General features: G+C 55.4%; 23 protein-coding genes. 19 read left to right on the top strand and 4 right to left on the bottom strand.

Annotation, left to right across the window (positions count from 1 at the left end):
• Positions 1-268: 268 nt before the first annotated feature.
• Positions 269-679, top strand: a complete 411-nt coding sequence (locus tag H6G07_RS24400; protein WP_073610940.1) for a VOC family protein — start codon at positions 269-271, stop codon at positions 677-679.
• Positions 680-972: 293 nt separating this feature from the next.
• On the opposite strand, the gene H6G07_RS24395 is transcribed toward H6G07_RS24400, so the two are convergent.
• On the bottom strand, positions 973-1,443 hold the full coding sequence (locus H6G07_RS24395; RefSeq protein WP_084173639.1) for a BON domain-containing protein: 471 nt from the start codon (positions 1,441-1,443) through the stop codon (positions 973-975).
• A gap of 477 nt (positions 1,444-1,920) precedes the next feature.
• On the opposite strand from H6G07_RS24395, the gene H6G07_RS24390 reads away from it, so the two are divergent.
• The 16 genes from H6G07_RS24390 to H6G07_RS24315 all read left to right on the top strand — a co-directional run bounded on the left by H6G07_RS24390 (position 1,921) and on the right by H6G07_RS24315 (position 16,095).
• Positions 1,921-2,328: a phage holin family protein gene (locus H6G07_RS24390; protein ID WP_073610942.1), complete on the top strand. Its 408-nt coding sequence runs from the start codon at positions 1,921-1,923 to the stop codon at positions 2,326-2,328.
• 157 nt (positions 2,329-2,485) lie between these two features.
• Positions 2,486-3,127: an SRPBCC family protein gene (locus tag H6G07_RS24385; protein ID WP_242026974.1), complete on the top strand. Its 642-nt coding sequence runs from the start codon at positions 2,486-2,488 to the stop codon at positions 3,125-3,127.
• A 38-nt stretch (positions 3,128-3,165) separates the two neighbouring features.
• A complete protein-coding gene (locus tag H6G07_RS24380; protein WP_073610944.1) occupies positions 3,166-3,585 on the top strand; it encodes a hypothetical protein in 420 nt (139 codons plus the stop codon).
• 120 nt (positions 3,586-3,705) lie between these two features.
• On the top strand, positions 3,706-4,887 hold the full coding sequence (locus H6G07_RS24375) for a zinc-dependent alcohol dehydrogenase (protein ID WP_073610945.1): 1,182 nt from the start codon (positions 3,706-3,708) through the stop codon (positions 4,885-4,887).
• Between the two features lie 97 nt (positions 4,888-4,984).
• Positions 4,985-5,278, top strand: a complete 294-nt coding sequence (locus tag H6G07_RS24370) for a hypothetical protein (RefSeq protein ID WP_199312416.1) — start codon at positions 4,985-4,987, stop codon at positions 5,276-5,278.
• 90 nt (positions 5,279-5,368) lie between these two features.
• Positions 5,369-5,599: a hypothetical protein gene (locus H6G07_RS24365; protein ID WP_073610946.1), complete on the top strand. Its 231-nt coding sequence runs from the start codon at positions 5,369-5,371 to the stop codon at positions 5,597-5,599.
• Between the two features lie 309 nt (positions 5,600-5,908).
• The gene (crtO, locus tag H6G07_RS24360; RefSeq protein ID WP_073610947.1) at positions 5,909-7,609 is read left to right on the top strand and encodes a beta-carotene ketolase CrtO; all 1,701 of its coding nucleotides are present in this window, start codon (positions 5,909-5,911) and stop codon (positions 7,607-7,609) included.
• A gap of 144 nt (positions 7,610-7,753) precedes the next feature.
• The gene (locus H6G07_RS24355) at positions 7,754-8,146 is read left to right on the top strand and encodes a hypothetical protein (RefSeq protein WP_073610948.1); all 393 of its coding nucleotides are present in this window, start codon (positions 7,754-7,756) and stop codon (positions 8,144-8,146) included.
• 275 nt (positions 8,147-8,421) lie between these two features.
• On the top strand, positions 8,422-9,447 hold the full coding sequence (locus tag H6G07_RS24350) for a hemerythrin domain-containing protein (RefSeq protein WP_073610949.1): 1,026 nt from the start codon (positions 8,422-8,424) through the stop codon (positions 9,445-9,447).
• Positions 9,448-9,632: 185 nt separating this feature from the next.
• Positions 9,633-10,076: a hypothetical protein gene (locus H6G07_RS24345; RefSeq protein WP_073610950.1), complete on the top strand. Its 444-nt coding sequence runs from the start codon at positions 9,633-9,635 to the stop codon at positions 10,074-10,076.
• Between the two features lie 248 nt (positions 10,077-10,324).
• Positions 10,325-11,059, top strand: a complete 735-nt coding sequence (locus tag H6G07_RS24340) for a DUF3891 family protein (protein WP_073610951.1) — start codon at positions 10,325-10,327, stop codon at positions 11,057-11,059.
• Between the two features lie 232 nt (positions 11,060-11,291).
• Positions 11,292-12,419 carry an iron-containing redox enzyme family protein gene (locus H6G07_RS24335; RefSeq protein WP_073610952.1) on the top strand — a complete coding sequence of 376 codons (1,128 nt, stop codon included), beginning with the start codon at positions 11,292-11,294 and terminating at the stop codon, positions 12,417-12,419.
• 40 nt (positions 12,420-12,459) lie between these two features.
• Positions 12,460-13,203, top strand: coding sequence for a class I SAM-dependent methyltransferase (locus tag H6G07_RS24330; RefSeq protein WP_073610953.1), 744 nt, complete (start codon positions 12,460-12,462; stop codon positions 13,201-13,203).
• Between the two features lie 308 nt (positions 13,204-13,511).
• The gene (locus tag H6G07_RS24325; RefSeq protein ID WP_073610954.1) at positions 13,512-14,726 is read left to right on the top strand and encodes an acyl-CoA dehydrogenase family protein; all 1,215 of its coding nucleotides are present in this window, start codon (positions 13,512-13,514) and stop codon (positions 14,724-14,726) included.
• Positions 14,720-15,514, top strand: a complete 795-nt coding sequence (locus H6G07_RS24320; RefSeq protein WP_073610955.1) for a PIG-L deacetylase family protein — start codon at positions 14,720-14,722, stop codon at positions 15,512-15,514. Before H6G07_RS24325 ends, H6G07_RS24320 begins: the two co-directional genes overlap by 7 nt.
• Positions 15,511-16,095: an SAM-dependent methyltransferase gene (locus H6G07_RS24315; RefSeq protein ID WP_073610956.1), complete on the top strand. Its 585-nt coding sequence runs from the start codon at positions 15,511-15,513 to the stop codon at positions 16,093-16,095. The genes H6G07_RS24320 and H6G07_RS24315 overlap by 4 nt, the downstream gene beginning before the upstream one ends.
• Here H6G07_RS24315 and H6G07_RS24310 read toward each other — a convergent pair.
• A complete protein-coding gene (locus tag H6G07_RS24310; RefSeq protein WP_073610957.1) occupies positions 16,034-17,329 on the bottom strand; it encodes a glycosyltransferase in 1,296 nt (431 codons plus the stop codon). The two genes, H6G07_RS24315 and H6G07_RS24310, sit on opposite strands and share 62 nt — an antisense overlap.
• Before the next feature lie 269 nt (positions 17,330-17,598).
• The gene (locus H6G07_RS24305) at positions 17,599-18,459 is read right to left on the bottom strand and encodes an SDR family oxidoreductase (protein ID WP_073610958.1); all 861 of its coding nucleotides are present in this window, start codon (positions 18,457-18,459) and stop codon (positions 17,599-17,601) included.
• Between the two features lie 751 nt (positions 18,460-19,210).
• Here H6G07_RS24305 and H6G07_RS24300 point away from each other — a divergent pair.
• Together H6G07_RS24300 and H6G07_RS24295 are read left to right on the top strand one after the other, a co-directional pair.
• Positions 19,211-21,865, top strand: a complete 2,655-nt coding sequence (locus tag H6G07_RS24300) for a hybrid sensor histidine kinase/response regulator (RefSeq protein ID WP_084173641.1) — start codon at positions 19,211-19,213, stop codon at positions 21,863-21,865.
• A gap of 55 nt (positions 21,866-21,920) precedes the next feature.
• A complete protein-coding gene (locus H6G07_RS24295; RefSeq protein WP_073610960.1) occupies positions 21,921-22,607 on the top strand; it encodes a type 1 glutamine amidotransferase domain-containing protein in 687 nt (228 codons plus the stop codon).
• A 66-nt stretch (positions 22,608-22,673) separates the two neighbouring features.
• Here H6G07_RS24295 and H6G07_RS24290 read toward each other — a convergent pair whose 3' ends face one another.
• Positions 22,674-25,118, bottom strand: coding sequence for a PAS domain-containing hybrid sensor histidine kinase/response regulator (locus H6G07_RS24290; protein ID WP_073610961.1), 2,445 nt, complete (start codon positions 25,116-25,118; stop codon positions 22,674-22,676).
• Between the last annotated feature and the right edge of the window lie 910 nt (positions 25,119-26,028).

Genomic DNA, 26,028 nt, shown 5'->3' with positions numbered 1-26,028 from the left:
TTCGCGATGCGTTTTGCCCATTGGTTCTTTCTACTAGCTGAGTTCTTGATCGCTTGACCCTGAAACCCAGTTTCGATTCACTAAGGCGTTGCTGAATTGAGGAATGAATCTGCAAAAGCAACGGTTGCTGCATCGGCTCCCCAACCCCCCAATTTTGGGGGACTTTGAGGTTGTCTGGTTCCCCCAGAATTGGGGGATTAGGGGGGCAAATCATACTGCTGATCAGCAACGCCTCGATTCACTAATTTTTTAGCCCTAGGAGGGCGTTATGAAACTGTATTCTTACCTCAACTTTAATGGCAATTGCGAGACTGCCTTTGCGTACTATGCCCAGGTCTTAGGCGGCAAAGTTGGTGACAAGATGACCTATGGAGAATCGCCCATGGCCGACCAAGTGCCTGAAGAGTGGCGCGACAAAATCATGCACTCTCAGCTAATCCTAGGCGATCAAGAGCTTATGGGAGCTGACAGCATGCCAGGATACTTTGAGGAGCCTAAAGGCCTGTCGGTCTTAATCAACGTTGAAGATCCTGAAAAAGCAGAGCACATCTTTGCTGCCCTGGCCGAAAACGGCACGATTAAGATGCCTATTCAGGAGACGTTTTGGGCAGCTCGGTTTGGTATGGTAGTCGATCAGTTTGGCACACCGTGGATGATCGATTGCGATCGCGCCGCCTAGCCCTTTCAAGAAGCTGCGTGAGGGCTGCTGTCAGTGGCGACCCTCACGCTACATCAATGATGGTTGCGAAGGCTTGACTTCACTGAGCATGAATTAGTCTCAAATAATTATGTCTGTGGCTAAAGAAAGTTTCTTAGGCTGCTTCCATATACTCCTATATTTATTGCATGCGCTACTGGGCGAGATTTCTTGATTTCGGGGGTCAATAAACGAGAATAGTAGAATTTTGAGCTGATTTAGGCACAAAAAAATCGGCGGTGCGCCGCCGATTAAATAGGTCTTTTATCTGTTGCCTATTGAGTGATTTCCTTGAGACCTAGATCGTAGGAAACCTCATGTACTCCAGGAATAGACTTGACATCTTCGATGATGGCTCGGGCTGTGTCGCGACTTTTTACCTTGCCCGATAGCTGTACAGCACCGTTAGAGACGCCAACCTTGAGGTTGTCAGGAACTTTGCTCATAATTCTGTCGGTGATTTCCTGATCGCCCAAAGGAGTGCCTTTGACATCGGCATACTCGATGCCCTCATATTGACTGTCGTTGGGCGTGGACTGAAGCGTTTCGTTGAGGTCTTTTTGCTCATCGGTCAGTGCAGCACCATTAACTGCGCCAGCGAAGGCGGGCTGGGTGAAGCCAACCAGCATGACAGCCAAACAGGCCATGGCTACTAAGCCAGACCGCCCAGCTTTGGGGAGACGCACCAGCATTAGGGCTAACCCTAAACCGACCACCACCATTCCAATTGATAACGATATCAACATAGGTCTACTCCAATCAAAATTTGTAGGTGAAGGCACAGAGCGATCGCGTTTCGCTAGCGCAATTCACCGCTTAACTCAGCAGTTTACACAACCCGGCCAAATTCTATATCTCCCGGCGGCAGTAAGGTGACTATGTCAAAAGACATAGCCTGTCGATCGCGTCTTCTTTTTTCGCCATGGTTGGAAAATTTTGGCTTTCAGTCGGCTTTCTGAGCAAGGAAGTGTTTCGATTTCTGGTGTTTCGTGGCCAGCAAGATCTCTGATCCTTGGAAAGACACCAGGACAGATTTTGGACATATTTTGGGCTTATCTATCCAATAGTAGACACACATGCCGGCATAGGTTTTTACCGTGGAATTAAGCGAAGCAAATTAAACCATTTGCAGTTGCTCTGGCTTTTTGAGGTGTCAACTACTTCAATTCGGCCCGGCAAAACTTCACTTATCCAAGGCTTGTAGTTTTTCAGGAGATGACACTATGTGGAGCATTCTTTTATCTGGCTTGGCAACGGCCCTTAGCCTGCTGGTCGTGGATCTCGTTGTGCCTGGGGTTACCATCGACACCCTCACCGCAGCGGCGATCGCGGCTGTCTCAGTCGGTTTGGTCAACGCCTTTGTTAAGCCAGCGCTGCAAACAGTGACCATGCCCATCAACGCTGTTAGCTTTGGGGCATTTTCGCTAGTGCTAAATGGCCTCTGCCTGTGGGTGGCCTCCCTAGTGGTGCCTGGCTTTTATATCAGCGGCATCATCGGCTTTTTGGTAGGCCCGCTGGTGCTATCGGCGGTGAATACCTTCATCAACAACTACTTCGACAAGAAGACCCCTGCCTTCCTGCGCGACGGCACGGGCTCTGAGCTCAGCACCGATCGCTCGTCTCAGCTCTAGTGTCTAGACCCAGCCCGCTCGATGGCTCTGAGCTACAGCTACTGGCCGTCGAGCGGGCTAGGTACCCAGCCCATAAACACAGCGTTTTTGCCTAGAGGTTATCGAAGTGGAAGATTCCGTTAGCACGCAACCGTCAAAGGATACGGAGGCAAGTAAGTTGGAGCGGTGGGCGTCAATCATCAGCGGTGGCGCTCTGGTGCTCAGCGGCTTGCAGCAGCGATCGCTGCGGGGGATCTTGATGGCGGCTGCCGGTGGTGGCTTAGCCTATCAGGGTGTTCAAAAGAAAAGCACGCTCAAGCAGGTGGGCGAAGCCGTTGGCATCGAAAAAAGCATTCTGGTTGAGAAAACCGTCACGATCAATCGTCCGGCAGCAGACCTCTACAGCTTTTGGCGAAATTTCGACAATTTGCCCCAGTTTATGCGTCATGTCAAGTCTGTGCAGGTTCACGACGCGCAGCATTCCCACTGGGTAGCCCACGCTCCCCTCGATCAGAGCATCGAATGGGATGCGGTAATTGTGGACGACCAGCCCGATCGCCTGATCGCCTGGACCTCGACCGATGATGCCGAAGTGAACCACTCAGGGTTTGTGCGGTTTCAGCCCGCTACCGGCGATCGCGGCACCGAGGTCAAAGTCGTCATGGAGTATGAGCTGCCGGGCGGTGCTATGGCTGCTGCGATCGCTAAGCTCTTTGGCGAAGAACCCGAACAGCAGATTGGCGACGACCTCAGCCGCTTTAAGCAGTTGATGGAAACCGGCGAAATCGCCACCACCGAAGGTCAGCCCAAGGGAGCCTAACCTGGCGCTGACTACCAATGTTTTTAAGACCTAGTGCCATGAATTCTTTGTTTCATTCTCTCGTCTCATTCGCTAAAACTGCCGTTGGAAAGGCGCGGCTCGGTCGGCGGGTAGCATGGGCTGCCCTGGCGATCGCCCTTTGGGTGGGGTCGGTCGGCTACATGCCCAGTGCCCAGGCGGCCAATGCACCCCGCACCGGAGCCGGTGACACTAGCGCCGTGCGCCCGACCCGCAACCCAGTCAGTAACGAAAACTTTCAGGGCGGCGTCGATCTAACGGCGATCGATCGCCAGGGCAAAAACGTCCAGCCACCGGCTGAGTCAGAACCTGGCATTGGCGATCGGCTCAAAAATCTGATACCGGGGCTGTCTTCAGAGAAGTTGCCCGCCGATGCGCCCCGCAGCACCATTCAGCCCAAGAGAAACCCTACTTTAGATCGTTATACCAATCAAGATTGAGATCCTGCTGAGCTACCGAACCCCCTTAGGCATTGTCTATTTCCCAACCCCTGGGTAATGCGTCATTGTCACGAGCGTTAACCGAGATTCGCTGAACGTAACTACCTCAGGAGAAGTTTAATGAAAGCAGTTTGTTGGCATGGCACCCACGATGTTCGGGTAGACACTGTGCCCGACCCGACAATTTTGAACCCACGCGACGCCATTATCAAAGTCACCTCGACGGCGATCTGCGGGTCTGACCTACACCTCTACGACGGCTTTATTCCCACCATGCAGTCGGGAGATATTTTGGGCCACGAGTTCATGGGGGAAGTGGTCGAAACCGGGTCAGGGGTGAGCAACCTCAAACAGGGCGATCGCGTTGTCGTGCCCTTCACCATTTCCTGCGGTAGCTGCTTTTTCTGCGAGCGTGATCTGTGGTCGCTGTGCGATAACTCCAACCCCAACGCCTGGATGGCCGAGAAGTTTTACGGCCATTCGCCGTCGGGTTTGTTTGGCTACTCTCACTTAATGGGGGGCTACGCGGGGGGCCAAGCCGAATATGTGCGGGTGCCCTTTGCCGATGTCGGCCCGCTCAAGGTGCCCGATGGCCTTACCGATGAGCAGGTGCTCTTTCTGACCGACATTTTTCCCACTGGCTATATGGCCGCCGAAAACTGTGACATTCAGCCCGGCGACACGGTGGCGGTATGGGGCTGTGGCCCGGTGGGCCAGTTTGCCATTCGCAGCGCCTTTATGCTCGGCGCTGAGCGGGTAATTGCCATCGATCGCGTGCCCGAGCGGCTCGCCCTAGCCCAGGCCAGCGGGGCCGAAATTCTCAACTATGAAGAGCTTGACCCTGGGGAAGCCCTGAAGGAAATGACCGGCGGTCGCGGCCCCGATAGCTGCATCGACGCTGTCGGCATGGAAGCCCACGGCACCGGCCCCATGGCGCTCTACGACACCGTCAAACAGGCGGTGCGGCTAGAAAGCGATCGCCCTCAGGTGCTACGGCAGGCGATCGCCGCCTGTCGCAAGGGGGGCAAGGTCTCAGTCCCCGGCGTCTACGGTGGGTTTATCGACAAAATGCCGATGGGTGCTTTTGTGAATAAAGGCTTGACGATGCGATCGGGCCAAACCCACGTCCACAAGTACCTCAAGCCGCTACTAGAGCGGGTGCAAAAGGGAGACATCGACCCCTCCTTCTTGATCACCCACCGTCTGCCCCTCGAAGAAGCTCCCCGCGCCTACAAAATCTTTCGCGACAAAGAAGACAACTGCATCAAGGTCGTTCTCAAGCCCTTTGCTACCGCCGCCTAAGTAGACGAAGAAATAGGCCAGCGCCAGGTTAATTAGACACAGTCTAGTTGACTATGATCAAGGCTCTACATGGGCAACTATATGAGGAACAAAGCCGATGGCAAACAATAACGAAAGCGAAGAAAACGAACTGATGGCAAATGTTGACGACAAAGAAAGTGAACAAAACAAGCTGCTAGAAGAAGTCGCCGATAATCCGGGCGCTAGAACTGCTGCCATTCATCAGAATCCAGAACTGATGCAGCAAGAAGCCCGCAACGCTGCCGCTGGCGAAGGGCCAAATGGAGCTGGTGGGTCTGGGGCATCCTCTGAAGCCGAAGACTATGTGCCCAGTAGCTCCGATCCCGAGTCAACTGATTTGCCAACGGCTAACTCTCCCCGCCGAGGCTAGCCTACAGCCTCAACCATAAACTCTCCTTTGAGAGAGGGAGTCAGCCCAAAATAGAGTCACAGTAAGTACAGAATTTGGAGGTAATTTGCTATGACTACCGGAACCCAATCTCAGCAAGTTGTGAGCAATTTAGAATACGACTGGCTGACCGTTATGCAAAGTAAAGCTGAAGCTTTACACGCTTACGACAAGTATATTCAAGATGCTCGCGAAGCTAACTCTGAGGAATGCGTTGAGCTGTTCAATCGGCTTAAGCAGACTGAGGCAGAGCAAATTCGAGAAATTCGCCAGCACCTCACCAAAACCATGTCGGCTAGCTAAAGAGTTGTTCCATTTGCTCCAAATCAGTTAACTGCTTAGTCCCCCTTCTCTACCTAAGTAGAAGAAGGGGGTTTATTGTGTTGATAATGCCGTAGAGAAACCTAGCTGCTATCTTGAGTTGAGCGATCGCATTTCTTTTAGCGGCAAACAGCTATTTTTTTGGCAATCCATAGCCATTGCTACTTTGCCTCGGAAATCTAACTAAGGCAGAGTTGAAGGAGCTATTTCTAGCGAATCTATGCCTCGCGACAGGTCGCTTCTAGGGAACAGATTATTTACCATCAGGTCATCATTGTGAGCGATCGTCCTATGCAAACGTTTGATGTCATCCTTATTGGTGCAGGCCACAATGGTTTGGTTTGTGCCGGTTACCTGTTGAAAGCGGGCTACAGTGTTCTGTTGCTAGAGCGACGGTCAATTCCAGGTGGGGCTGCTACCACTGAAGAAGCACTGCCAGAGGAAGCCCCCGGCTTTCGTTTTAATCTCTGCGCCATTGATCATGAGTTCATTCATCTAGGGCCAGTCGTTGACGAGCTAGAGCTAGAGAAATACGGGTTAGAGTATCTCTTTTGCGACCCGATTACCTATTGCCCCCAAGCCGACGGCAGGGCATTTTTGGCCCACCGCTCGGTTGATAAAACCTGCGCCGAAATTGCTCGCTACAGCGAAAGAGACGCAGCGCAATACAAAGAATATATGGCCTTTTGGGATAAGCTCACCCAGGCCATTACTCCTATATTTAATGCACCGCCAAAATCTATCGTCGACATTTTAGGCAATTACGGCCTGCACAACATCAAAGATCTGCTGTCGATTCTCGGAGGCGTAGACAAGACGCTGGATCTGGTGCGCACCATGCTCAACAGTCCCGAAAACGTTCTCAACGAGTGGTTTGACACCGAAGTGGTCAAAGCTCCCCTGGCGCGACTGTCGTCAGAACTCGGGGGGCCACCCTCTGAGAAAACTCTGGCTGTCGGTTCGATGATGATGGGGCTGCGCCACAACCCTGGAGTCGCTCGCCCCCGTGGCGGCACCGGAGCCCTCGTCTCTGCCCTAGTGCGAATGGTTGAAGATCATGGGGGCACTATTCTCTGCGATCAATCGGTAGAGCGGCTGTTGATCAACGCCGAGGGCCGAGTCGAAGGGGTGCGAACGGCTGATGGCCAAGAATATCGAGCCACCAAAGGGGTGATTTCAAATATTGATGCCCAGCGGGTTTTTCAAGACTTGGTGCCTGCCGCTGATGCCCAATCCTTTGCCCCTGGCCTAGGCGAGCGGCTCGAGCGCCGCATTGTCAACAACAACGAAGGCATTCTCAAAATTGACTGTGCTCTATCAGAGATGCCCCGCTTTGAGGCCTACAATCACCAAGACGATTACCTGATTGGCTCTGTTCTGATTGCCGACACGGTAGCTCAGGTGGAAACAGCTCACACCATGCCCATGCAGGGGTTGATTCCTGACCACGACCCCTCGCTATATGTGGTCGTTCCTACCGTTATGGATCCGTCGATGGCACCTCCGGGTCAGCACACCCTATGGATTGAGTTTTTTGCCCCCTATCAAGTCAAAGACGCTGAAGGCACGGGGTTACTGGGCACGGGCTGGACGGACGAGCTAAAGAATAAAGTTGCCGATCGCGTGATCGACAAGCTAGCGGACTACACCCCCAACCTCAAGCAGTCGATCATCGCTCGCCGGGTCGAAAGCCCGGCTGAGCTGACCCAGCGCATCGGGGTGCGCAAGGGCAACCACTACCATATCGATATGACCCTCGACCAGATGGTGTTCTTTCGCCCGCTGCCCGAGTTAGCCAACTATCAAACTCCCATTGAGGGGCTGTTTTTGACCGGGGCAGGTACCCACCCAGGCGGCTCGATTTCGGGTATGCCGGGGCGCAACTGTGCTCGGGTGTTTCTCAGTGTGCAAGAACCCCTGGCTTACAACCTAAAAGAAGCGGGCAATTGGTTAAAGGATCGATTTATGTCTGTGGCTAGCTTAGGTCGCTAGATACTCCCAATTACTCTTAATGAAAGGAGTTTTGTGTCGATTGATAGACAAGGTTGAGGACAGGGCTACAGACGCAAACGATTATCAAGCTTAGGCAGATCAGTTGCAGTACCTTAACTATCCTTTAGTAACCTGGTTTGAATCATGACTTGGCACAACAAAATCGATTTTGACCACTGTGACGATAGCCCTGCCCATGGGGCTGCATCCCACAGCTCCATGACTCCAGGGCTTACCAACACCTACGACGATGAACTGAGAGAGAAGGCGGGTATGCACTCGCCGCCGCCGCCGCCTGAGTGCATGGGCCTAGAGGGGGAATACGACTCTTTTGGGCTGGTGCGGCGGCTGGCTCAAACTCTCGACCAGCAGCCCGATCTGGCCTCCATCGACACCCTAACTCTGACCCAGCACGGCAGCGCCCTCTGCTTGGCTGGCTCGGTGGACGGCACGGCTCTAGACCGCATTGTGGATATTGCTAGTCACCTGGATGGCACCCGCGAGGTCGATGTCAGCCGGGTGGCTGTGACCCACTAGCTGGTAGATTTATCGCGGCGAAAGTTGCTCTTAACCCCACAAAACAGGGTTAAGGGCAACTTTTGCTGCAAATGGGGCCGCCGGGATAAAACAGTCGGATTGCTTTGCCTGGCTAAATTTAATATTGCCCTTATTTTTTGGGAAAGTTTTAGAGCTGTGCCTAGGGGAAGAGATTGCATCGGTAATATTTAGATTTAATCAGCTCTATCGGCAGATATCGCCTTGGTTTAGAACTTTTAGACTGTGAGCGAATTCTCGGATGGAGCCCCTCCATAATGCCTGCCACACTTACCGATCAAAAGCGAACTGCGATCGCAGAAAAGCTAGCCGACATCAAGGCTATTCAAGGTTTAATTATTGAGAATGAGCAGCAGTTTCTCAGCCAATGCAGCGACAACCATCTGCGCCAGCGTCTGGAAGACATGCTCGAAGATGACCAAAAGAACTTAGATATTGTTGAAACCGCCATCACCCAATATGGCATACAGGCCGAGCCCAAACCGACGGTGCAAGAGTTTGTCAGCCAGGCCAAAAACACCCTCGCCAGCTCTCGCCTGAGCCTGTACGAAAAAATTGCCCAGCACGAGCTGTTAAAGCACGGCCAGGTGATGTCGGGGCTGGTGGTTCACAAAGCAGCTCAGGTGGTTGGTAAAGACATTGAGGCGGCGATCGCCCCCCTCAATACCGTCAACTTTGAAAACCGCGCCCACCAAGAGCAGCTCAAGGGCATGCTTGAGTATCTAGGCACCCTTGAACTCACCGGTCAGGAGCCTAAGCAAGGTCTGTGGGCTCGGGTGCAAGATGCTGTTGCTGCCGCCACTGGCGTTGTGGGCAGTGCCACCACCCAAGCCTCTGATAAAGAATCCGCCGACGTCATGGATCTGATCTTCATGGATCACCAGAAGGCCAAAACCCTGATGAGCGAAATCAGAAACGCCGACAACGCTGACCAAATCAAAGTGTTGTTTGGCCAGCTCTACAAAGATCTGCTGGTGCATGCCAAGGCCGAAGAAGCCGTAGTCTACCCAGCCATAAAGCCCTTTTACGGCAACGACACCCAAGAGCTCTACGCTGAGCAAGCCGAAATGGAAACTCTGCTCAACGAACTCAAAGCCATGCCTTCGGCGGGCGACGAGTTTATGGCCAAGCTTAAGCAGCTCAAGGCCATGGTGGGCGACCACACGCGTCAGGAAGAGAGCACTATGTTTGCCGCCATTCGCAAGAACATGTCAAGCGAAGAGCAGCAGCAACTGGGCATGCGCTTTAAGGAGAGCAAGCAGTCGCTACAGAGCCAAATGTAGAGCCGCTTAGTGCGCTGAAATTTGTGGGTAGGCCAATCTTTCTTGATTTTGAACTGCTTTTTGGCTCAAGGCTCAAGGTCAAGAAAGATTTTATCGACAGCCTTTTTTCCCAAAAATTTCTCTCCAAGATTTTCTCCCAAAATTCACAAATTGTCCAAATTTAGTTCTTCAAAGGAGCATTAGTTATGCAAACCCTAAAACGCATTTTCAATCCCAACGCTTTGCGGCAGTGGTTGGTGATCTTTTTGGCGGGCCTGGTCGTGCTGACGACCACCGCCTGTGGTGCCACCCAGGCCGCAGTGCCGCCCAGCAACGGCTCTGGCAGCATCAACCCGCCCAAGAGCGAGGGCATGTATCCCCACAAAGACACCGACATGGATACCCGTGGGGCTGATGCCAAGGCCGATCGCATGATTCGCCAAGCCGAGCAGCGGATTCAAGAAAACGTTGACAAACCCCTGGGGCAGCGAGCTAACGAAACTCGCAAAGACGTTGGCCAGTCGGCTCAGCAAGCCGCCAAAAACATCGGTCAATCAACCCAGCGCGCCGCTGATAACGCGGCTGACAACGCCCGAGATATGGTCAATGGGGCCGCCGACACCGTCGATCGCCTTACTCCCAGCCGCTAATCTCTGGCTTTAGCAAAGCGAGTCATTAAACTCATATCCAGACGGAGGTAAGTTGCCATTTTCCGTCTGGATATCTGCTGAATGGGTGAATCTAAACCCTAACTGGTTTCGGCTTCGACATCTACAGCGCCGCCAGTACGCTACAACAGAAATAACCCTCCGGTTATCCTAGGAATTTCTCATTTTGCACTTTGAACTCCGCATAGCGGCACTAGCTTTACCCACGTTATTTCTTCAAACCAAGCTCTATGATCGTCAATCTTCAAACCGATGGCTGGGAGATCATTTATCACCGTGCCCATGCTCTTTTAGCGGCCCAAATTGCTGGCCACTGGGACTTTAGCAAAAAGACCTATCGCCTTTATGAAACTATTGCTGCGATCGCCCACCACGACCACCTCGAAAAAGAGTGGGAAGGCGACCAACTCACCGAGGCCGGTGCACCCCTAGACTTCACCCTTGACAAAGAATCGTCGGTTGAAAAACTCCAGCAGCACGCCGATGAAGCGCTGTATCAGGGCCGCTGGGTCGCAATGCTGATCTCCATGCACCTGTGCTATTTGAACCAGGCCAAGGGAGAAGACGACCCAGAAATGGCCAGCTTTCTCAAAGAACAGCGCCGCCGCCAGGCCCAGTGGCAAGCCGAGCTTGACATTAAGCCTGAGGATGCCGAAAAAGCCTATACCTATATGCGATGGTGCGATCGCCTGTCGTTAATCTTGTCCCAGCGGCAGATACCCGTCGGTGGTCGCCAGCTCGAAATTACCAATGGCCCCGACGGCACTCGCTACAGCATTTATGAGCTTGACTCCGGCGATTTAGGTGTAACACCTTGGCCATTTTCCTGCGACAAGTTTACGGTTAAGGTCGATGCCTCTTATCTCTCCCAGCTTCAGTTTGACTCAAATGAAGCACTAAAAAAAGCTTTGGTAGAGGCTCCCCGCAAAACCCTGTCTTGGACGTTAAGAAAGCCTGATCAATAAAAGGGAGTCATCAAAGTAGCCTTGAAGCAATTATCTTCCCTTTACTAATGAAAGGGAAGATAAATTTTTAGTTGACAAAAATGGATCGTCAAACGTTTTGTTTCCCAAGCTATCTCTGCTGTGCTTACAGGAGAACTAAAACAAGTAAGGCGAAGGTTCTGCCTGGAGATGGATAAGCTATTGTGTGTTGTTCGTTACAGTTAACTAGTAAGAAAGATTCCTAGGGAGATCCATGTTTTCCGTTATAAACAAACGTGAATTGAGGACAGAAAACGAAAAACGTGGCTCCTCAACCGTCGAAGATTTTAGCTTTGCCGCCGCAGAAAAACAGCTAATCGAGTTGCTCAACCTCGAAAATCTCGATCAGCAGATTACTCAAATTCCTGACTGTACCCAAGCGCTAGAAACCGCCATTTCGGTGGCGATACCCCTAGCCTATGCAGATCCTTCTGAGCCTGGCAACGACGACGCCCATCGGTTTCTTCAGCGCGTTTTGTATCGCATTAATCGCCTCAACTTGTTTTGGTACGACGACTTATCTCATTACAAGAACGAGCGATCGCTCTATTTGCAATGGGTGCGCGATCGCATTGAGTCGGTCTGGCAAGCCTGGGAACTGGGGCAGATCGATGTCAAATCGCTTCAGCAACAGAATGTAGAGCAAACCCTGCAGGACTGGTATGAGGCCGACTTAAACCCACCCGTCACCGAAAATAGGCGCTTCCTGCGAGAGGAACTCGATCGAGAAGGCTATCGACGTCTGTTGGCGATCGCCTCCCTAGATGGCCTAGTAGAAGCCAGCCGCATGTCGCGCATTTTGGGCGGGGCAAGCAATGAAGTGCAGGCCATGCTAATTCGCGTTTTGATGGAAGAGTATGGCAACGGTCGTTTGGCCCGCAAACACTCGACCTTTTTTGCAAAAATGATGGCCGAAATGAGCCTGAATACAAAAGCAGAGGGGTATTTTGACCTCGCCCCTTGGCAACTGCTGGCCAGCATTAACCACAATTTTTTGCTGACCGAATGCAAGCGCTATTTTCTGCGCTATAACGGCGGGCTGACCTACTTTGAAATTGTTGGCCCTTCGATTTATACCGACTATTTGATGGCGGCTCAGCGCCTGAATCTCAGCGAAGAGTCGTCGGGCTATTGGGAACTGCACATTCGCGAAGATGAGCGCCACGGTCTGTGGATGCTGCAAGATGTAGCGCTCCCCTTAGCAGAGCAGTACCCCGACAACGCTTGGGAAATTTTGCTGGGCTACGCTCAGGAAAAATACATTGGCGATCGCGCTGGTGATGCCATCATTCAGGGCATTAAGCAGGCCACGGCTTCCCTACCCCAGATCACCTTGGCATAACGCCTCTATTTGCTTTTCACCTCCTTATCTTTTTCTTGCCATGAACAAAACTGTGTTAGCCTCTGATGCTGCGATCGAGGTTAAGTCTCCCAATCAGGTCTTTTTTTGCCCTGAAGAGTCTCAATTTTACGCCCAGTGTCTAGAGAAGATGGTGCTATCGCAAAGCACTTCAGCAGACACCATCTTTGAGTTTGGTTGCGGCGATGGTAGCCCTGTTATTCAAGCTTTGCTCAGAAGTGCCTTTAATGGCACAGTTCAAGGCTATGAGCTAAACGCCGATGCCTATCGTTTGGCAAAGCTTAGAATCGAGGAGTATGGCCTAACACCCTATTACCACGTTCACAATGCCTGTTTCTTTAATAGTTCCCCAGAAAAAGCGCGCTACCTAGTGGCAAATCCGCCTTACCTGCCAGCTCCAGATAACCAGTTATATATGCCGTCTTTGCACGGTGGTGCTGACGGGGCGGGGATTACAAAGCAGCTTTTGTCACTGGGTTGTGAGCAGGTGATGTTGATGATCTCAGCCTATTCTAACCCTGTTGATACCGTTAACCATGCGGTGCAACAGGGTTATGATGTGGTCGATTTTATGGTCACTCCGCTAAAGTTTGGCTATTACAGCTCTGAGCCCAAGGTTAGAAACACCATTGCAGAGCTTCAGCGCTGCGGGCAAGCCTTTTTCTCGGAAAAAATTTACTTTTTGGCTGGGGTGCTGTTTCGTCAAAAGAGTGCGACAACCTCATGCCTGTCAGAGGAGTTTCTAAAAGTGATGACGGCTTTGTAACTCTATGCACCGTCGAGGTATTGATTTAGCAGCTAGTACCGCTATGCGGAGTTCAAAATGCAAAATTCAAAGTGGAAAAATCGTTAGGGTAGGTGTTTCAAGCATTCTGAACAGTGGGATCATTCTTGCTACTGCGTACTAACTTTTTGGTGCCCCACAGCGGCGAGGATTAGACTTTGCCTGGTTAAGCGTTAGCCAGCTTTCAAATACCTCGAAGGGTAGAGGGGTGCAGGTCAGACATCTGTCATTCTTAGGAGCATCCCCAATGTCTCAGCGTGAGTGGGGATAGATGTCTTTTGTCTATTGTAATGCCTGTCTCAGGAGGTGTTCTTATTACTGCCGAACTGTTAACGTTGCCGCTAGCGCCTGAGCTGGCGATCGCCGATCTGCTGCCACTGGCTGGGCAACTGGCCGACGATTTTGCCGCCCAGGCGGCGGCGGTCGATCAGCCTGGGGCGTTTCCGGTAAATGAGTTTGAGCAGTTGGCCAGGGCGGGGTTTTTGGCCGCGCCGCTGCGTACTCACTTAGGGGGCTGTGGTTTGGGCATTGAGTCGGCTACAACCCACGACCTGCTGCGGCTGCTCAAGCATATTGGCCGGGGAAATTTGGCGATCGGGCGGGTGTATGAGGGCCATGTGAATGCGCTACAGCTAATTCAAACCTTTGGCACGGCGGAGCAGGTTGAGCGCTATGGCCGAGAGGCGCGGAATCAGCACAAGCTATTTGGCGTTTGGAATGCTGAGGATGCCGAAGGTCTGCACCTGGTGCCCACTGGCCCCGATCGCTACCGACTGGAGGGGGCCAAGACCTTTTGCTCGGGGGGCGGCCATGTGGAGCGCCCCTTTGTGAATGGCAAACTACCCGATGGGTCGTGGCAAATGTGCATTGTGCCCATGGAAGCGGTGGGCACGCGCTGCGATCGCGACTGGTGGCAGCCCATGGGCATGCGGGCCACTGCCAGCTACAAGATTGACTTTAGCGGCGTAGAGGTGGGGGCTGAGGCGCTGATTGGCCAGCCGGGCGACTACCTGCGGCAGCCCTGGCTGACGGCTGGAGTGGTGCGGTTTGCGGCGGTGCAGCTAGGCGGGGCCGAGGCGCTGTTTGACCTCACCCGGCAGTATTTGCAGGGCGAGCAGCGCACCGAGCACCCTTATCAACAAGAGCGGCTGGGCCAGATGGCGATCGCTCTGGAGAGCGGCAACCTCTGGCTGCGCGGGGCCGCCGATCGCCTGGCTGACTATGACACGCAGTTTGGCGGCACCCCTGACGTGGTGCATCCTCATCAGGCGCGGCTGGTGGCCTACGCCAACATGATGCGAACGGCCATTGAGCAAATCTGTATCGACACCATGCAGCTGTGCCAGCGATCGGTGGGCACCCGAGGGCTGCTGCCGCCCCACGCCATGGAGCGGGTGATTCGTGACTTGACGCTATATCTGCGGCAGCCTGCCTTTGACGCGGCGCTGGCGGGGGTGGGGGGCTATGCCCTGGCGCAAACAACTCCCGCCGATCGCCTATGGTGAGTCTAGATTGTTCACCAACCCCATCGCCCTTTGCGGCGGCGGCGCTACCGCTGCAATTGACTACCCTCAGCGCTCCGGTGCTGGTGGTGGCACCCCATCCCGACGACGAAACCCTGGGCTGTGGCGGCGCGATCGCCCAACTGCGAGCTAGGGGCTGCCCAGTGCATGTGCTGGTGGTTAGCGACGGCACCCGTTCCCACCTGCGATCGCAGCAGTACCCGCCCCCGCGACTCAAGCAGGTGCGCCAGGCCGAGACCCTGGCCGCCCTGTCGCTGTTTCAGGTGGAGGCTGAACATGTAACCTTTCTGGGTCTGCCTGACGGGGAGGTTCCTCATCTGTCCCCACCTGATCACCGCCCCCCGTCCTCCGCTGCCCAGATTGTCCTAGAGCGGTGCCAGACCTATCTGCGTCAGACAGCTCCCCAGACGATTTTTCTGCCCTACCGATTTGACCCCCACCGCGACCATCGGGCGAGTTGGCAACTGGTGCAGGGGGCGATTCGCGAAGCGATCCCTGCACCAGTTGCCAGCCTTCTCCAACCGCCTCGCTGCCTCGAATACCCGATTTGGGATTGGGACCCTGGCCAGCGCCGCCCCCTGGCCGAGGGCTATAAAGTCTGGCGGCTCGATGTGGCGGCCCAGGTAGATCTCAAGCGGCAGGCGATTCACTGCTACCGCTCCCAAACCACCGATCTGATTGCGGATGACCCCACCGGGTTTCGCCTGCTGCCCGAGCTAATCGCCAACTTTCTCCACCCCTGGGAAATTTATCTAGAGCCAACCCCATGACCGAGCAATCCCTCGCCGCCGATTTTTTTGACACCCTCTACCAGGCCGACCCCGACCCCTGGCGGTTTGAAACCAGCGACTACGAAGCGGCTAAATATGCCGCCACCCTGGCGGCGCTGCCCAAACCGCGCTATCGCTCGGCCTTTGAAATCGGCGGCTCGATCGGCGTGCTCACCGAGCAGCTAGCCCCCCGCTGTGACGGGCTGCTGTCGGTAGACCTGTCGGCCCTGGCCCAGGAGCGGGCCATCCAGCGTTGCCAACACCTGAGCCAGGTACGCTTTCAGCTAATGAATGTGCCCCAGGACTACCCAGACGAGAGCTTCGATTTGGTCTTGCTGTCAGAGGTGGGCTACTACTGGTGCCAGGCCGATCTGTGTCGGGCGCAACAGCTCATTTATGAGTCGCTAGAGCCGAGTGGGCAGCTACTCTTGGTGCATTGGCTGCACGAGGCCCCCAGCTACCCCCTGCGGGGGGATGATGTGCACAATGCCTTTCAAGCCTTTGCGGCGATCGCACCGCTCAACCATTTGTACAGTCACCGTACGGCAGACTACCGCCTCGACCTCTACGAGCGTCCGTAACGGAGTACTGTGCCGTCTGCTGGCGCTGCTGGTGAAGACAGAGGCGCAGATCGGCGATCGCCCGCTCTATGGGGACTGCCGTCCACTGCTGTTGCCAGATCCCCATCACCTGCTGACAATACTCAACCCGCTGAAACAGCTCTCCAAAGGTCAACGACTGTTCGATCGCCTCGTGGAGTTCGGCCATGGGCACCGCCAGCCGATTCGCTAACTGGGCCAATCGCTGAGGTGCCAATGCCGCCCGCAGCTGGCCGCTGGTGGCCTGCACCCAGCAGCGGCGCAGATCGCGACGCACCAATAGCTTCGCCCTCACCTCTGCAGCCGACTCGACTAAAAACGACTGCTGCCGCTGCCCCAGTGTTTGAAACTGACAAAGGCGATCGGCCAACCCCATCGTTGCTCGTCCCTGGTGGCGGGCCGAAGTGGTCACCCGCATCAGCGTACTGTGGCGCACCTTGGCCCCTACTTTGACGATCGCCCGGTGAAAGGCCACATCCTCAGAGGTGGGTATGGGGGGCATGCCCCCGGCTAGGGCATACATCTCGTGGGTGACGGCGAAGTTAGCGCCAAAAAATTGGTAGTGCCGGGGTGCCCGATCAAACGGGTCAGGATCAAGGCAGTCTTCTAGCTGCTTGACGAGGTATCGGTAGCCCACAAAGCGCAGGTAAGAGGTTTTCGTCGCCCGATCGAGGGCCGCCCGCTCGGCCCGGTGGGTGACCGTGCGCCCGCCCACAGCATCGGCCCCCTGGGCGATTTCATGCTGCATGGCCGCAATCCACTGGCGATCGACCTGGCTGTCACCATCGGTGGAGGCAATAATGCCGTGGCGCTGCCCCAGCCCCTTGAGCCGCCGATGGGCTTCATCCATCAGCAGGCGGCGCACTTGCCCAATGTGGGCCTCTGACGGCGGCAGGGTTTGCTCAATCACATGGAGTTGAAACTGGGGATGCTGCTGGGCAAACTGACGGGCGATCGCAGCCGACGCATCCGTACAATTGTTGGCAAACACAATTACTTCGTAGCTTTTAGCATCTAAACAATGGCCCTCAAAATCGCTCTGATCGGCCAGGGCTTGCAGTGTCTTAGGCAGCATTTCTGCTTCATCGCGCACCGGCACAATCACAGAAACTCGCGTCTGGGGCAGCGGTGGTTTAGCAATTAGGGCAGTGGGGATATCATCATCCAGTTGCTCAGCAACAAAACTGGGAATTGCTGTTAAGCAATTGCCTTGCATAGCGATCCTTTTGCAAAAAAAACTTAGGATAGAACCTAGGATAGATAACTAAAGACCTATCGCACTATCAATAATAAGTTCCCGCAATCTAAGAAAAATCACTCCTCTGGGGGAGCTGAGAAAATCCTTGAGATAGATAATCAGGGCAGGGCGATAGGAACATTGGACAATTTCTGGTGGGCTGATATAGAGCCACTAATACGTCAGGGAGAGGTTGCGATCGCAACCTCTCCCTCATGCTTAAATTTGATTAAACTGCCAGCGCCGCCCTATCCATTAACGACTACGCCGCCGTTGGGGTGCAGCACCTGCCCTGCCATATAAGACGCATCTTCAGAGGCCAAAAAGACAAAGCTCGGCGCAACCTCCTTGGGTTGTCCAGGCCGCTGCATCGGCACTTGTTTGCCAAAGTTGGCAACATCGTCCCCCGAAAACGCATCGGGAATAAACGGCGTCCAGATCGGGCCGGGGGCGACGCCGTTGACGCGAATGCCCTTTTCTAACATCGGCTCAGCCAGGGAGCGGGTAAAGGCCAAAATCGCCCCCTTAGTGGTGGAATAGCTCAGCAGACTGGGGTTGCCCTTGTAGGCATTGATCGAGGTGGTGTTGATGATCGAGCTACCCGGTTTCATATGGGGAGTAGCCGCTTTGGCAAAGTAAAACATCGAGAAGATATTGGTGGCAAAAACATCCCCTAGGCGGGCCGCATCGATCTCGTCGAGGCTGGGCTCTTGATACTGCACCGCCGCATTGTTGACCAAAATATCGATCTGGCCAAATTCTTTGATGGTCTTTTGCACCGCCTCACGACAAAAATCTTCGCCACGAATATCGCCCGGAATCAGCAAACAGCGACGACCATAGTCTTCTACCGCCTGCTGGGTCTCCTTGGCGTCGTCGTGCTCATCAAAATAGACAATGGCAACATCGGCTCCTTCTTTGGCGTAGTAGACCGCCACAGAACGGCCAATGCCGCTGTCGCCGCCCGTAATCAGGGCAACTTTGTCTTGCAGTTTGCCGCTGCCCTTATAGTTGGGGTCGTCGTACTGGGGCCGGGGCACCATTTCTGACTCTAGGGCCGGGGTGCGCTTTTGGTGCTGGGCGGGAATTTGATCGGGGGTAATAGTCATAGATTCTGCTCCTTGTGATTGATTACAAATGCGGTGTGCTGCTGAACTAAATCCGAGTTTCTGATCCGGTAAAGCTAGACCTAGTACTGCTGCGCGGAGTTCAAAATGCAAAATTCAAAGTGAAAAATCCCTAGAGTAGGGGTGTTTCAAGCCTTATGAACAGTAGGATGGTTTCTGCCTCAGCGTACTAGCCGCTGCTCTGGGCTCAGTCGAGGGTGGCATTTGGGTTTACATTCCGCTTGCTCTTTGCGCCGCAAAAGTTCACCAGCGCCAGTGAAAGGGGACAAAATTTGGCTGCGGCTGCTTGTTTGGAAAACGGTTTAGGGAGCCTTAGTTCTGCCCCCAGACCTGTAGGCTCTGCGCTGGCAACGCCTAGGCAAATATCGCCTTGATTAAGCATCTGGCCTCACTGTAGCGATCGCGCCTGGCAGGGTTATCTTTCTGTGGGGTGAACCCAATTGAGCAGAGCACCCTAGGGCCAGCGCTCAGGGTTTATCGGCTAGCTAAACAGGGAATGGTTGTAGCTTTAAGGGCGGCTTTGTAGAGGGCGGGCGGGATCGATGCGATCGCCCTGTGCGATCGGTGCAAATACCTAATTTATGTCTGGGGGTATATGACTAGCGTCAAGTGCCATCCCAAGCTAGAGCTAGCTGAAAGATGCCAGAGCAGGCATGGTTAGAGGGTTTTGCGCGTGGGCTGTGGGCTGGAGCAGCTTGCTGTCGTCCTAGATGCTTCATACCGTCAGGCTGCTATGAACGTTCATCTCTATTTGCGTCCTAAAACCTACGGTATAGCGGTTTTGAGCGTGACGATGGCGCTCCTTCTCATGGGGTTGCTGAACCCAATAGCCGATATGGCTATGACCCCATTTTTACTGTTTTTTGGGGCTGTAGTAGTGGCGGCCTGGTGGGGCGGTGCCGCCAGCGGCATTCTGACTACGGGGCTATCGGCCTTTGTCAGCAACTACTTTTTTATGGCCCCCCAGTACAGCTTGAGCTTAGAGACTCCGGCCCTGGTTCGGATCGTGGTATTTGTGGCGCAGGGTGTGGTTTTGAGCCTGATGTGTGGTTCGTTGCGGGCGACCCGCTACCGCCTAGAGCACAGCTCCCTCCAGCTGCAAGAAAGCGAGTTCTCCCTGCGCTCCGCCAACCAGTGGGTGACGGCCATTTTAGAGAGCGTTACCGACGGCTTTTATGCGGTCGATTTGCAGTGGCGGTTGGTGTATATCAACCCCCAGGCGCAGCACCTGTTTCATCGACCCCTAGAGGTGCTGCTGGGGCAGTCGATTTGGGAGGTGCTGCCCAATCTAGCGGGCAGCGCTATGGGGGAATCGTTTCAGCGGGCGATGGCCACTCGACAGTCACTCATTGTGGAAACTCCAGGGGTGGCAAACCCCGATCGCCTGTTTGAAATGCACATCAATCCCCTGGCCAGCGGGCTGGCCATTTATTTTCGCGATGTGACGGAGCGCAGAAGCAGTCAGCGCCAGCTCTACCAGCAAATGCAGATGCTCGATCTGGCCAACGACAGCATTATTATTCAAGACCTCGACACCGCCACCATCACCTACTGGAACCAAGGGGCGGCGCGGCGCTACGGCTGGTCGGCGGCGGAGGCGATCGGCCAATCGACCACCGAGTTGCTCAAGACCGTTTTGCCCGAGCCGATGGAAGCCATTCGCGAGGCCATTTTGCAGGAGGGCTACTGGACGGGGGAACTGATGCAAACTACCCGCGATGGCCGCTCAATCGTCACCAACAGCCGCTGGACGCTCCAGTCTACCCCAGCGGACGAACCCGACGCGGTTTTGGAGATCAGTTCTGATGTGACCGAGCAAAAGCAGGTTGAGGCGGCCCTGCGCAAGAGCGAACTGCACTTTCGCACCCTGGCCAACTCGATGCCGCAAATGTTTTGGACGGCGCTGCCCGACGGCCAGCTCGAGTACTGCAACCAGCGCTGGTACGACTACACCGGCCTGAGCCCGGCCCAGAGTTTTGCCGAGGGCTGGCTGGCGGTGCTGCACCCCGACGATCGCGATCGCGGCCAGACCGCCTGGGATGAGGCACTGCAAAAGGGCCTGCCCTTGACCCTAGAGACTCGGCCCCAGCGGGCCGCCGATGGTCAATATCGCTGGCATTTGGTACGGGCGTTTCCCCTGCGGGATGAGCGGGGGGAGGTGCTGCGGTGGTTTGGCTCATCGACCGATATTCACGACCAAAAAATGGCGCTGGTGGAGCGCGATCGCGCCCTGGAGCAAGAGCGTGTGGCCCGCGAAGAGGCCGAGGCGGCCAACCGCATTAAAGACGAGTTTTTGGCGATGCTCTCCCACGAGCTGCGCACGCCCTTGAACCCCATTTTAGGCTGGGCCTCGCTACTGCGATCGCGCCCTTTCGATGAGGCCACCCGCACCCGCGCCCTCGAAACCATTGAGCGCAACGCCAAGGTTCAGGCCGAACTGGTCGAAGATTTGCTCGATGTGTCGCGCATTTTGCGGGGCAAGCTACCGCTCAACGTTCAGTCGGTAAGTTTGTCTGGCGTGGTGCAGGCCGCCCTAGAGACCGTGCAGCTCTCGGCCCAGGCCAAGGCTATTACCCTAGTCACCGAGTTTGACCCCGACCTGGTGCTGGTGGCGGGCGACCACAACCGCCTCCAGCAGATCGTGTGGAATCTGCTCTCCAACGCAATTAAGTTCACCCCCAAGGGCGGTACAGTTACCATTCAACTGCGCCAGGATGGCAACTACGCCGTCGTTGAGGTGGCCGACACCGGCCAGGGGATTAGCGCCGATTTCTTGCCCCACGTATTTGAGCGCTTTCGCCAGGCTGACAGCAGCAGCACCCGGGACTTTGGCGGGCTCGGGCTGGGTTTAGCGATCGTGCGCTACCTGACCGAGCAGCACGGCGGCGAGGTGACGGTAGCCAGTCCCGGAGTGGGGCGGGGGTCGACCTTTACGGTGCGACTGCCCTTGCAGCCCGCTACACCCTCCCCCTCTCCGGCATTCGCCCTCCCTGGCGTCCTCACCTTGACCGGGCGGCGAGTCCTAGTTATTGACGACGATCTCGACTCGCTGCACCTGTTGACGGCTCTGCTGGAAGACTACGGCATGGAGGTGCTGATCGCGGACTCTGCGGAGGTGGGCCTGCACCTAATCGAGCAGCACCATCCCGACGTGCTGATCAGCGACATCGGCATGCCCGATAAAGACGGCATTATGCTGATTGAGACCCTGCGACAGTGGCCAGCGGCGAAGGGCGGCCTGACCCCGGCGATCGCCCTGACTGCCTACGTCGATGGTCAAACGCGCGATCGCGCGATCGCCGCCGGGTTTCAGCGCCACCTAAGCAAACCCCTCGACCTCGATCAGCTCAGCCAGGCCCTAGCCGAACTGATTGGGGGTCAAACCTAGGCCCCACTGCTGCTGCCACCGCCATTCTCAATTGATCCAACGTAAGGAATAACCCATGAAAATTTTGATGATTTTGACCTCCCACGACCAGCTAGGCGACACCGGCAAAAAAACCGGCTTTTGGCTCGAAGAATTTGCCGCCCCCTACTATGTATTCAAAGATGCCGGGGCCGAGATTACCCTGGCCTCGCCCCAGGGCGGGCAACCCCCCCTAGACCCCAAAAGCGACGCCCCCGACGCCCAAACCGAGGCCACCGATCGCTTTAGCCAAGACCCTGAGGCCCAACAGGCCCTCGCCAACACCGCCGTGCTGGCGACGCTGTCCGCCGCCGACTATGACGCCGTGTTTTACCCCGGTGGCCACGGCCCGCTGTGGGATCTCGCCAACGACGCCCACTCCATTGCCCTGATCGAAGCCTTCTACGGGGCGAATAAGCCCGTGGCCGCCGTGTGCCATGCCCCTGGGGTGCTGCGCCACGCCAAGGCAGCCGATGGCTCGCCTCTGGTGCAAAACAAAGGCGTCACCGGCTTCACCAACAGCGAGGAAGCCGCCGTGGGCCTCACCGACGTGGTGCCCTTTTTGGTAGAAGACATGCTGACGCAGAACGGTGGCCACTACTCCAAAGCCGAGGATTGGCAGGTGCATGTGGTGCACGACGGCCTCCTGATCACCGGGCAAAATCCGGCCTCCTCCGAGGCCGCGGCCCAGGCCCTGCTGCAAGCGCTGAGTGTTGCTCAATAGAGGTAAAAGGGTGAGGGACACGGTCTAAAACATCACCCCTCACCCTTTACCCCTTTTCCACCTCGGCTACGAATGCGCCTGGGTGAGTTCGACCACGGCCTGCACTAGCTTTTCAAGATCCAGGGGTTTGCTCAGGTGGCGTTGGTAGCCGCTGGCCAGGGACTGCTGCTGATCTTCGTCGCGGGCGTAGGCGGTGAGGGCGATCGCCGGAATATCTCCCCCCTGGTCGGGGGGCAGGGCGCGCACCCGGCGAATCAGCTTATAGCCATCCATATCGGGCATGCCGATGTCGCTGATCAGCACGTCGGGGTGCAGGGTCTTGAGGGCGGCGAGGGCTTCGCTGGCCGAGCCAGCGGTAATCACGTTGGCCCCGTACTGCTCTAGCAGCACCGTCAAAAACTCACGGGTGTCAGCCGAGTCATCCACAGAAAATATCCGAATGCCGCTTAAGTCGAGGGCCGATTTGGGCAGGGCAGCGGTGGGGTCAGCCAACGCTGGCCCCGACAACTGCGGGAGCCGCACGCTAAAGGTGGCTCCCTGCCCCTCGCCAGGGCTGCGAGCGGTAATGGTACCACCGTGAATATCCACTAGCTGACGCACGATCGCCAGCCCCAGCCCCAGTCCGCCATGCTTGCGGGTGATCGAAACATCCTCCTGCCGAAAGGACTCAAACAGGTGGGGCAAAAACTCTGGACTAATGCCAATGCCCGTGTCGCTGACGCTAATTTCGGCCTGGTCATCGACGGATTTTAGGGTGACAGTGACCCGGCCCGCGCTGGGGGTAAATTTAACGGCGTTGGAGAGCAGGTTGCCAACGATCTGCTGGAGCCGGGCCGCATCCCCCGCCACTTGAATCGTGGGTGACAGGTCGAGCTTGAGGGCAATGGTTTTGGCCGTTGCCGAGGCTTTTACTGTCTCTACCGCCGATTCGACCACGCTAGCCAGATAGACCGGCACCGGGTTGAGGTGGAGTTTGCCGCGCAAAATTTTGGCCAGATCGAGCAGGTCATCGACTAGCTGGGTTTGCAGCAAGGCGTTGCGCTCGATGGTAGCGAGAGCCTGGGCGGTTTTAGCGGCATCAAAGCTGCGGGTTTGCAGCAGCTTGGCCCAGCCCAAAATCGGGTTGAGAGGCGACCTCAGCTCGTGGGAGAGCACTGCCAAAAACTGGTCTTTGAGCCGGTTGGCCTGCTCGGCCTCTTCGCGGGCGATGCGCTCGCGCTGGAGCAGTTGTTCGCGATCGCGCTCACTCTGCTTAAAGGCAGTAATTTCGACAAAACCGGCGATCGCACCTCGCACCTCACCGCTGGGGTCGTAGAGCGGCACTGCTTTGCCGTAGATGGTGCGCACCGTGCCGTCGGGGTAGACAAACTCGATTTCATCAGTGACCTCCTGCCCGGTGCGAATGGCCTTTTGCATCGGCAGATCTTGGGGCAGCAGTTCTTGCCCCTGTTTGCATTGCTTAAAGGGCAGCGTACTGCCGTCGGCCCACGAGGTGGCGGTAGCTAGCGACCCTGGCTTTGTCTGCATGAGCTGGTGGGCCATGCGGTTGGCCGTCATCTGGCGGCAATCGACATCGTGGGCAATCCAGATGGCGGCGGGGGTGGTTTCCATCAGGGCGGCCAGCTCTTCGGCCTGGGTGCGGGCAATGGCTTCGCTGCCGATGAGAGCTTGTTCAAAGCGCTTTTGCTCGGTGACGTTCATGGCGATGCCCGTCATGCGGACGGGGTTGCCCGCAGCATTGTAGAAGGTCTGCCCCCTGACCATCAGCCAGCGCCGACTCTCCTTGGGGTGGGCGATGCGAAAACTGGTCTTGAGGTTTTTGCCCAGCTCAATGGCCTCACGGACTTTTTGTTCGACGTGGGGGCGATCGAGCGGCGAGATGCAGGCCAGCCAGTTTTCGTAGGAGGGCGTCACCGTCAGGGGTAAGCCATAGAGGTGATAGTACTCCTCCGACCACGTGACCTGATTGGTGACCATGTCCCAATCCCACAGGCCGACTTCAGCGCCCTGCTGGGCCAGGCGCAGCTGCTCTTCGCTTTTGCGCAGGGCTCCCTCTGTCGAAGGGCAATGGGTGGCTTGGCCAGTGACAAATACGCCACCGATCTGGCCCGCTTCATCCCAAATGGGGCTACAGGCCCAGTGATGCAGGGCAGCAGCCTGCATCAACTCGAAGGACTGCGATCGCCCGGTGGCAAATACCTGCTCAATGGCGCTATCCATGGCGCTGCCTGCTGTTCCCCAGCCATCAATAGCGGCGAGGGACTGGCCCTGGGCATGATCGGCGGGCAGCAAAGTGGCACAGGCCAAGTTGTGTAACAAGACGCGATCGCCGCCCCAAACGCACGCCATTGGTGTCTCAGCGCTGAGCACAATGCCCAGGGTGGTCTTGAGGGCAGCGGGCCAGGTGGTGGCGTCGCCCAGCGGGGTTTGCGACCAATCGCGCGATCGCAGCAGCGCTGCCAGCGGGGCGGGGCCAGCAAAAACAGCTTGAGTGGTTCCCTGAAGGGGCATCCTATTCTCCCGTAATGCCTAATGCACCTTAGCGCCAGCAGCCCTTAACCCTGGAGGAATATGGCTGCTCAGCACTGCTATGTTGCAGCGGCGAATCATCAATCGGCTAAACCAGCGATCGGGATGGTCTTACAGACCTAAACCTGATTCAATTCAAGTTTCGACTGTCTCAATAGACTAGATTAATTTTAGAGACCTATCTCGTTAGCTATAGTTGCAACACTACAGCTATGACTGATGATCAGTCTTTTTATAGAAAGGGTGATCTATCTTAGGGTAGAAACCTTTTTTACTTTTAATTACGTTGACCGCTCTCTACAACCTGATAATGACTTCTGCTGATGCCAATTAGGTAACAAAGCTTTAAAAATATAGGCGACAAGCACTCAACTCAAATTTGCCGCCCACCACAGCCACGCTCTTTGCCTAAAGGTGGGCAGCTAGCCCAATCGTTGAGAAGCGGCTATAAGGGCATCTGCGATCGCCTATGTTGTCGAATGATTTCCTATTTCCTGATTAAGCAAATAATTTATTTAGGTTAACGGCTTCCTTCCGCATCACCTTTGGACTGCCAAGAAGCGAAGTATTTTATAGAATTTTTGATTTTTCCGCCAGGAGCAGTGACTTTCAAAACCCTAAGTAAACCAGATAAGCGATGGTCTTTTAGTCACCTAAACTGGCGCACCAGACCTTAAATTGATCGCTCTTTCAGCGCTGAATCTAAGGTGCTTGGTTGGTGAAGTTTAAAGTATTAAAGAATGCATTCATGAGCAGATGGACTGACAAAAATATTTCCTTTAGGGGTTCTAAGAGGGCGTTTGAAAAGGGGTAGGGGTGTAGCCAATTAAGCCAAGCGCCTGAGCATGATGCGAACCATAGCAATCTGGAGCATAGCCTCAGCGTTTTCAGG

It is taken from the genome of Phormidium tenue FACHB-1052, from assembly GCF_014696675.1.
In the GTDB taxonomy this organism is placed as follows: domain Bacteria; phylum Cyanobacteriota; class Cyanobacteriia; order Phormidesmidales; family Phormidesmidaceae; genus Nodosilinea; species Nodosilinea tenuis_A.
This window is presented reverse-complemented; position numbering and strand designations above follow the sequence as displayed.

Coding starts and splice junctions, on each gene's coding strand:
- H6G07_RS24400 (WP_073610940.1), top strand. CDS start 269: ATGAAACTGTATTCTTACCTCAACTTTAATGGCAATTGCGAGACTGCC.
- H6G07_RS24395 (WP_084173639.1), bottom strand. CDS start 1,443: ATGTTGATATCGTTATCAATTGGAATGGTGGTGGTCGGTTTAGGGTTA.
- H6G07_RS24390 (WP_073610942.1), top strand. CDS start 1,921: ATGTGGAGCATTCTTTTATCTGGCTTGGCAACGGCCCTTAGCCTGCTG.
- H6G07_RS24380 (WP_073610944.1), top strand. CDS start 3,166: ATGAATTCTTTGTTTCATTCTCTCGTCTCATTCGCTAAAACTGCCGTT.
- H6G07_RS24375 (WP_073610945.1), top strand. CDS start 3,706: ATGAAAGCAGTTTGTTGGCATGGCACCCACGATGTTCGGGTAGACACT.
- H6G07_RS24370 (WP_199312416.1), top strand. CDS start 4,985: ATGGCAAACAATAACGAAAGCGAAGAAAACGAACTGATGGCAAATGTT.
- H6G07_RS24365 (WP_073610946.1), top strand. CDS start 5,369: ATGACTACCGGAACCCAATCTCAGCAAGTTGTGAGCAATTTAGAATAC.
- crtO (WP_073610947.1), top strand. CDS start 5,909: ATGCAAACGTTTGATGTCATCCTTATTGGTGCAGGCCACAATGGTTTG.
- H6G07_RS24355 (WP_073610948.1), top strand. CDS start 7,754: ATGACTTGGCACAACAAAATCGATTTTGACCACTGTGACGATAGCCCT.
- H6G07_RS24350 (WP_073610949.1), top strand. CDS start 8,422: ATGCCTGCCACACTTACCGATCAAAAGCGAACTGCGATCGCAGAAAAG.
- H6G07_RS24345 (WP_073610950.1), top strand. CDS start 9,633: ATGCAAACCCTAAAACGCATTTTCAATCCCAACGCTTTGCGGCAGTGG.
- H6G07_RS24340 (WP_073610951.1), top strand. CDS start 10,325: ATGATCGTCAATCTTCAAACCGATGGCTGGGAGATCATTTATCACCGT.
- H6G07_RS24335 (WP_073610952.1), top strand. CDS start 11,292: ATGTTTTCCGTTATAAACAAACGTGAATTGAGGACAGAAAACGAAAAA.
- H6G07_RS24330 (WP_073610953.1), top strand. CDS start 12,460: ATGAACAAAACTGTGTTAGCCTCTGATGCTGCGATCGAGGTTAAGTCT.
- H6G07_RS24325 (WP_073610954.1), top strand. CDS start 13,512: ATGCCTGTCTCAGGAGGTGTTCTTATTACTGCCGAACTGTTAACGTTG.
- H6G07_RS24320 (WP_073610955.1), top strand. CDS start 14,720: ATGGTGAGTCTAGATTGTTCACCAACCCCATCGCCCTTTGCGGCGGCG.
- H6G07_RS24315 (WP_073610956.1), top strand. CDS start 15,511: ATGACCGAGCAATCCCTCGCCGCCGATTTTTTTGACACCCTCTACCAG.
- H6G07_RS24310 (WP_073610957.1), bottom strand. CDS start 17,329: ATGCAAGGCAATTGCTTAACAGCAATTCCCAGTTTTGTTGCTGAGCAA.
- H6G07_RS24305 (WP_073610958.1), bottom strand. CDS start 18,459: ATGACTATTACCCCCGATCAAATTCCCGCCCAGCACCAAAAGCGCACC.
- H6G07_RS24300 (WP_084173641.1), top strand. CDS start 19,211: ATGAACGTTCATCTCTATTTGCGTCCTAAAACCTACGGTATAGCGGTT.
- H6G07_RS24295 (WP_073610960.1), top strand. CDS start 21,921: ATGAAAATTTTGATGATTTTGACCTCCCACGACCAGCTAGGCGACACC.
- H6G07_RS24290 (WP_073610961.1), bottom strand. CDS start 25,118: ATGCCCCTTCAGGGAACCACTCAAGCTGTTTTTGCTGGCCCCGCCCCG.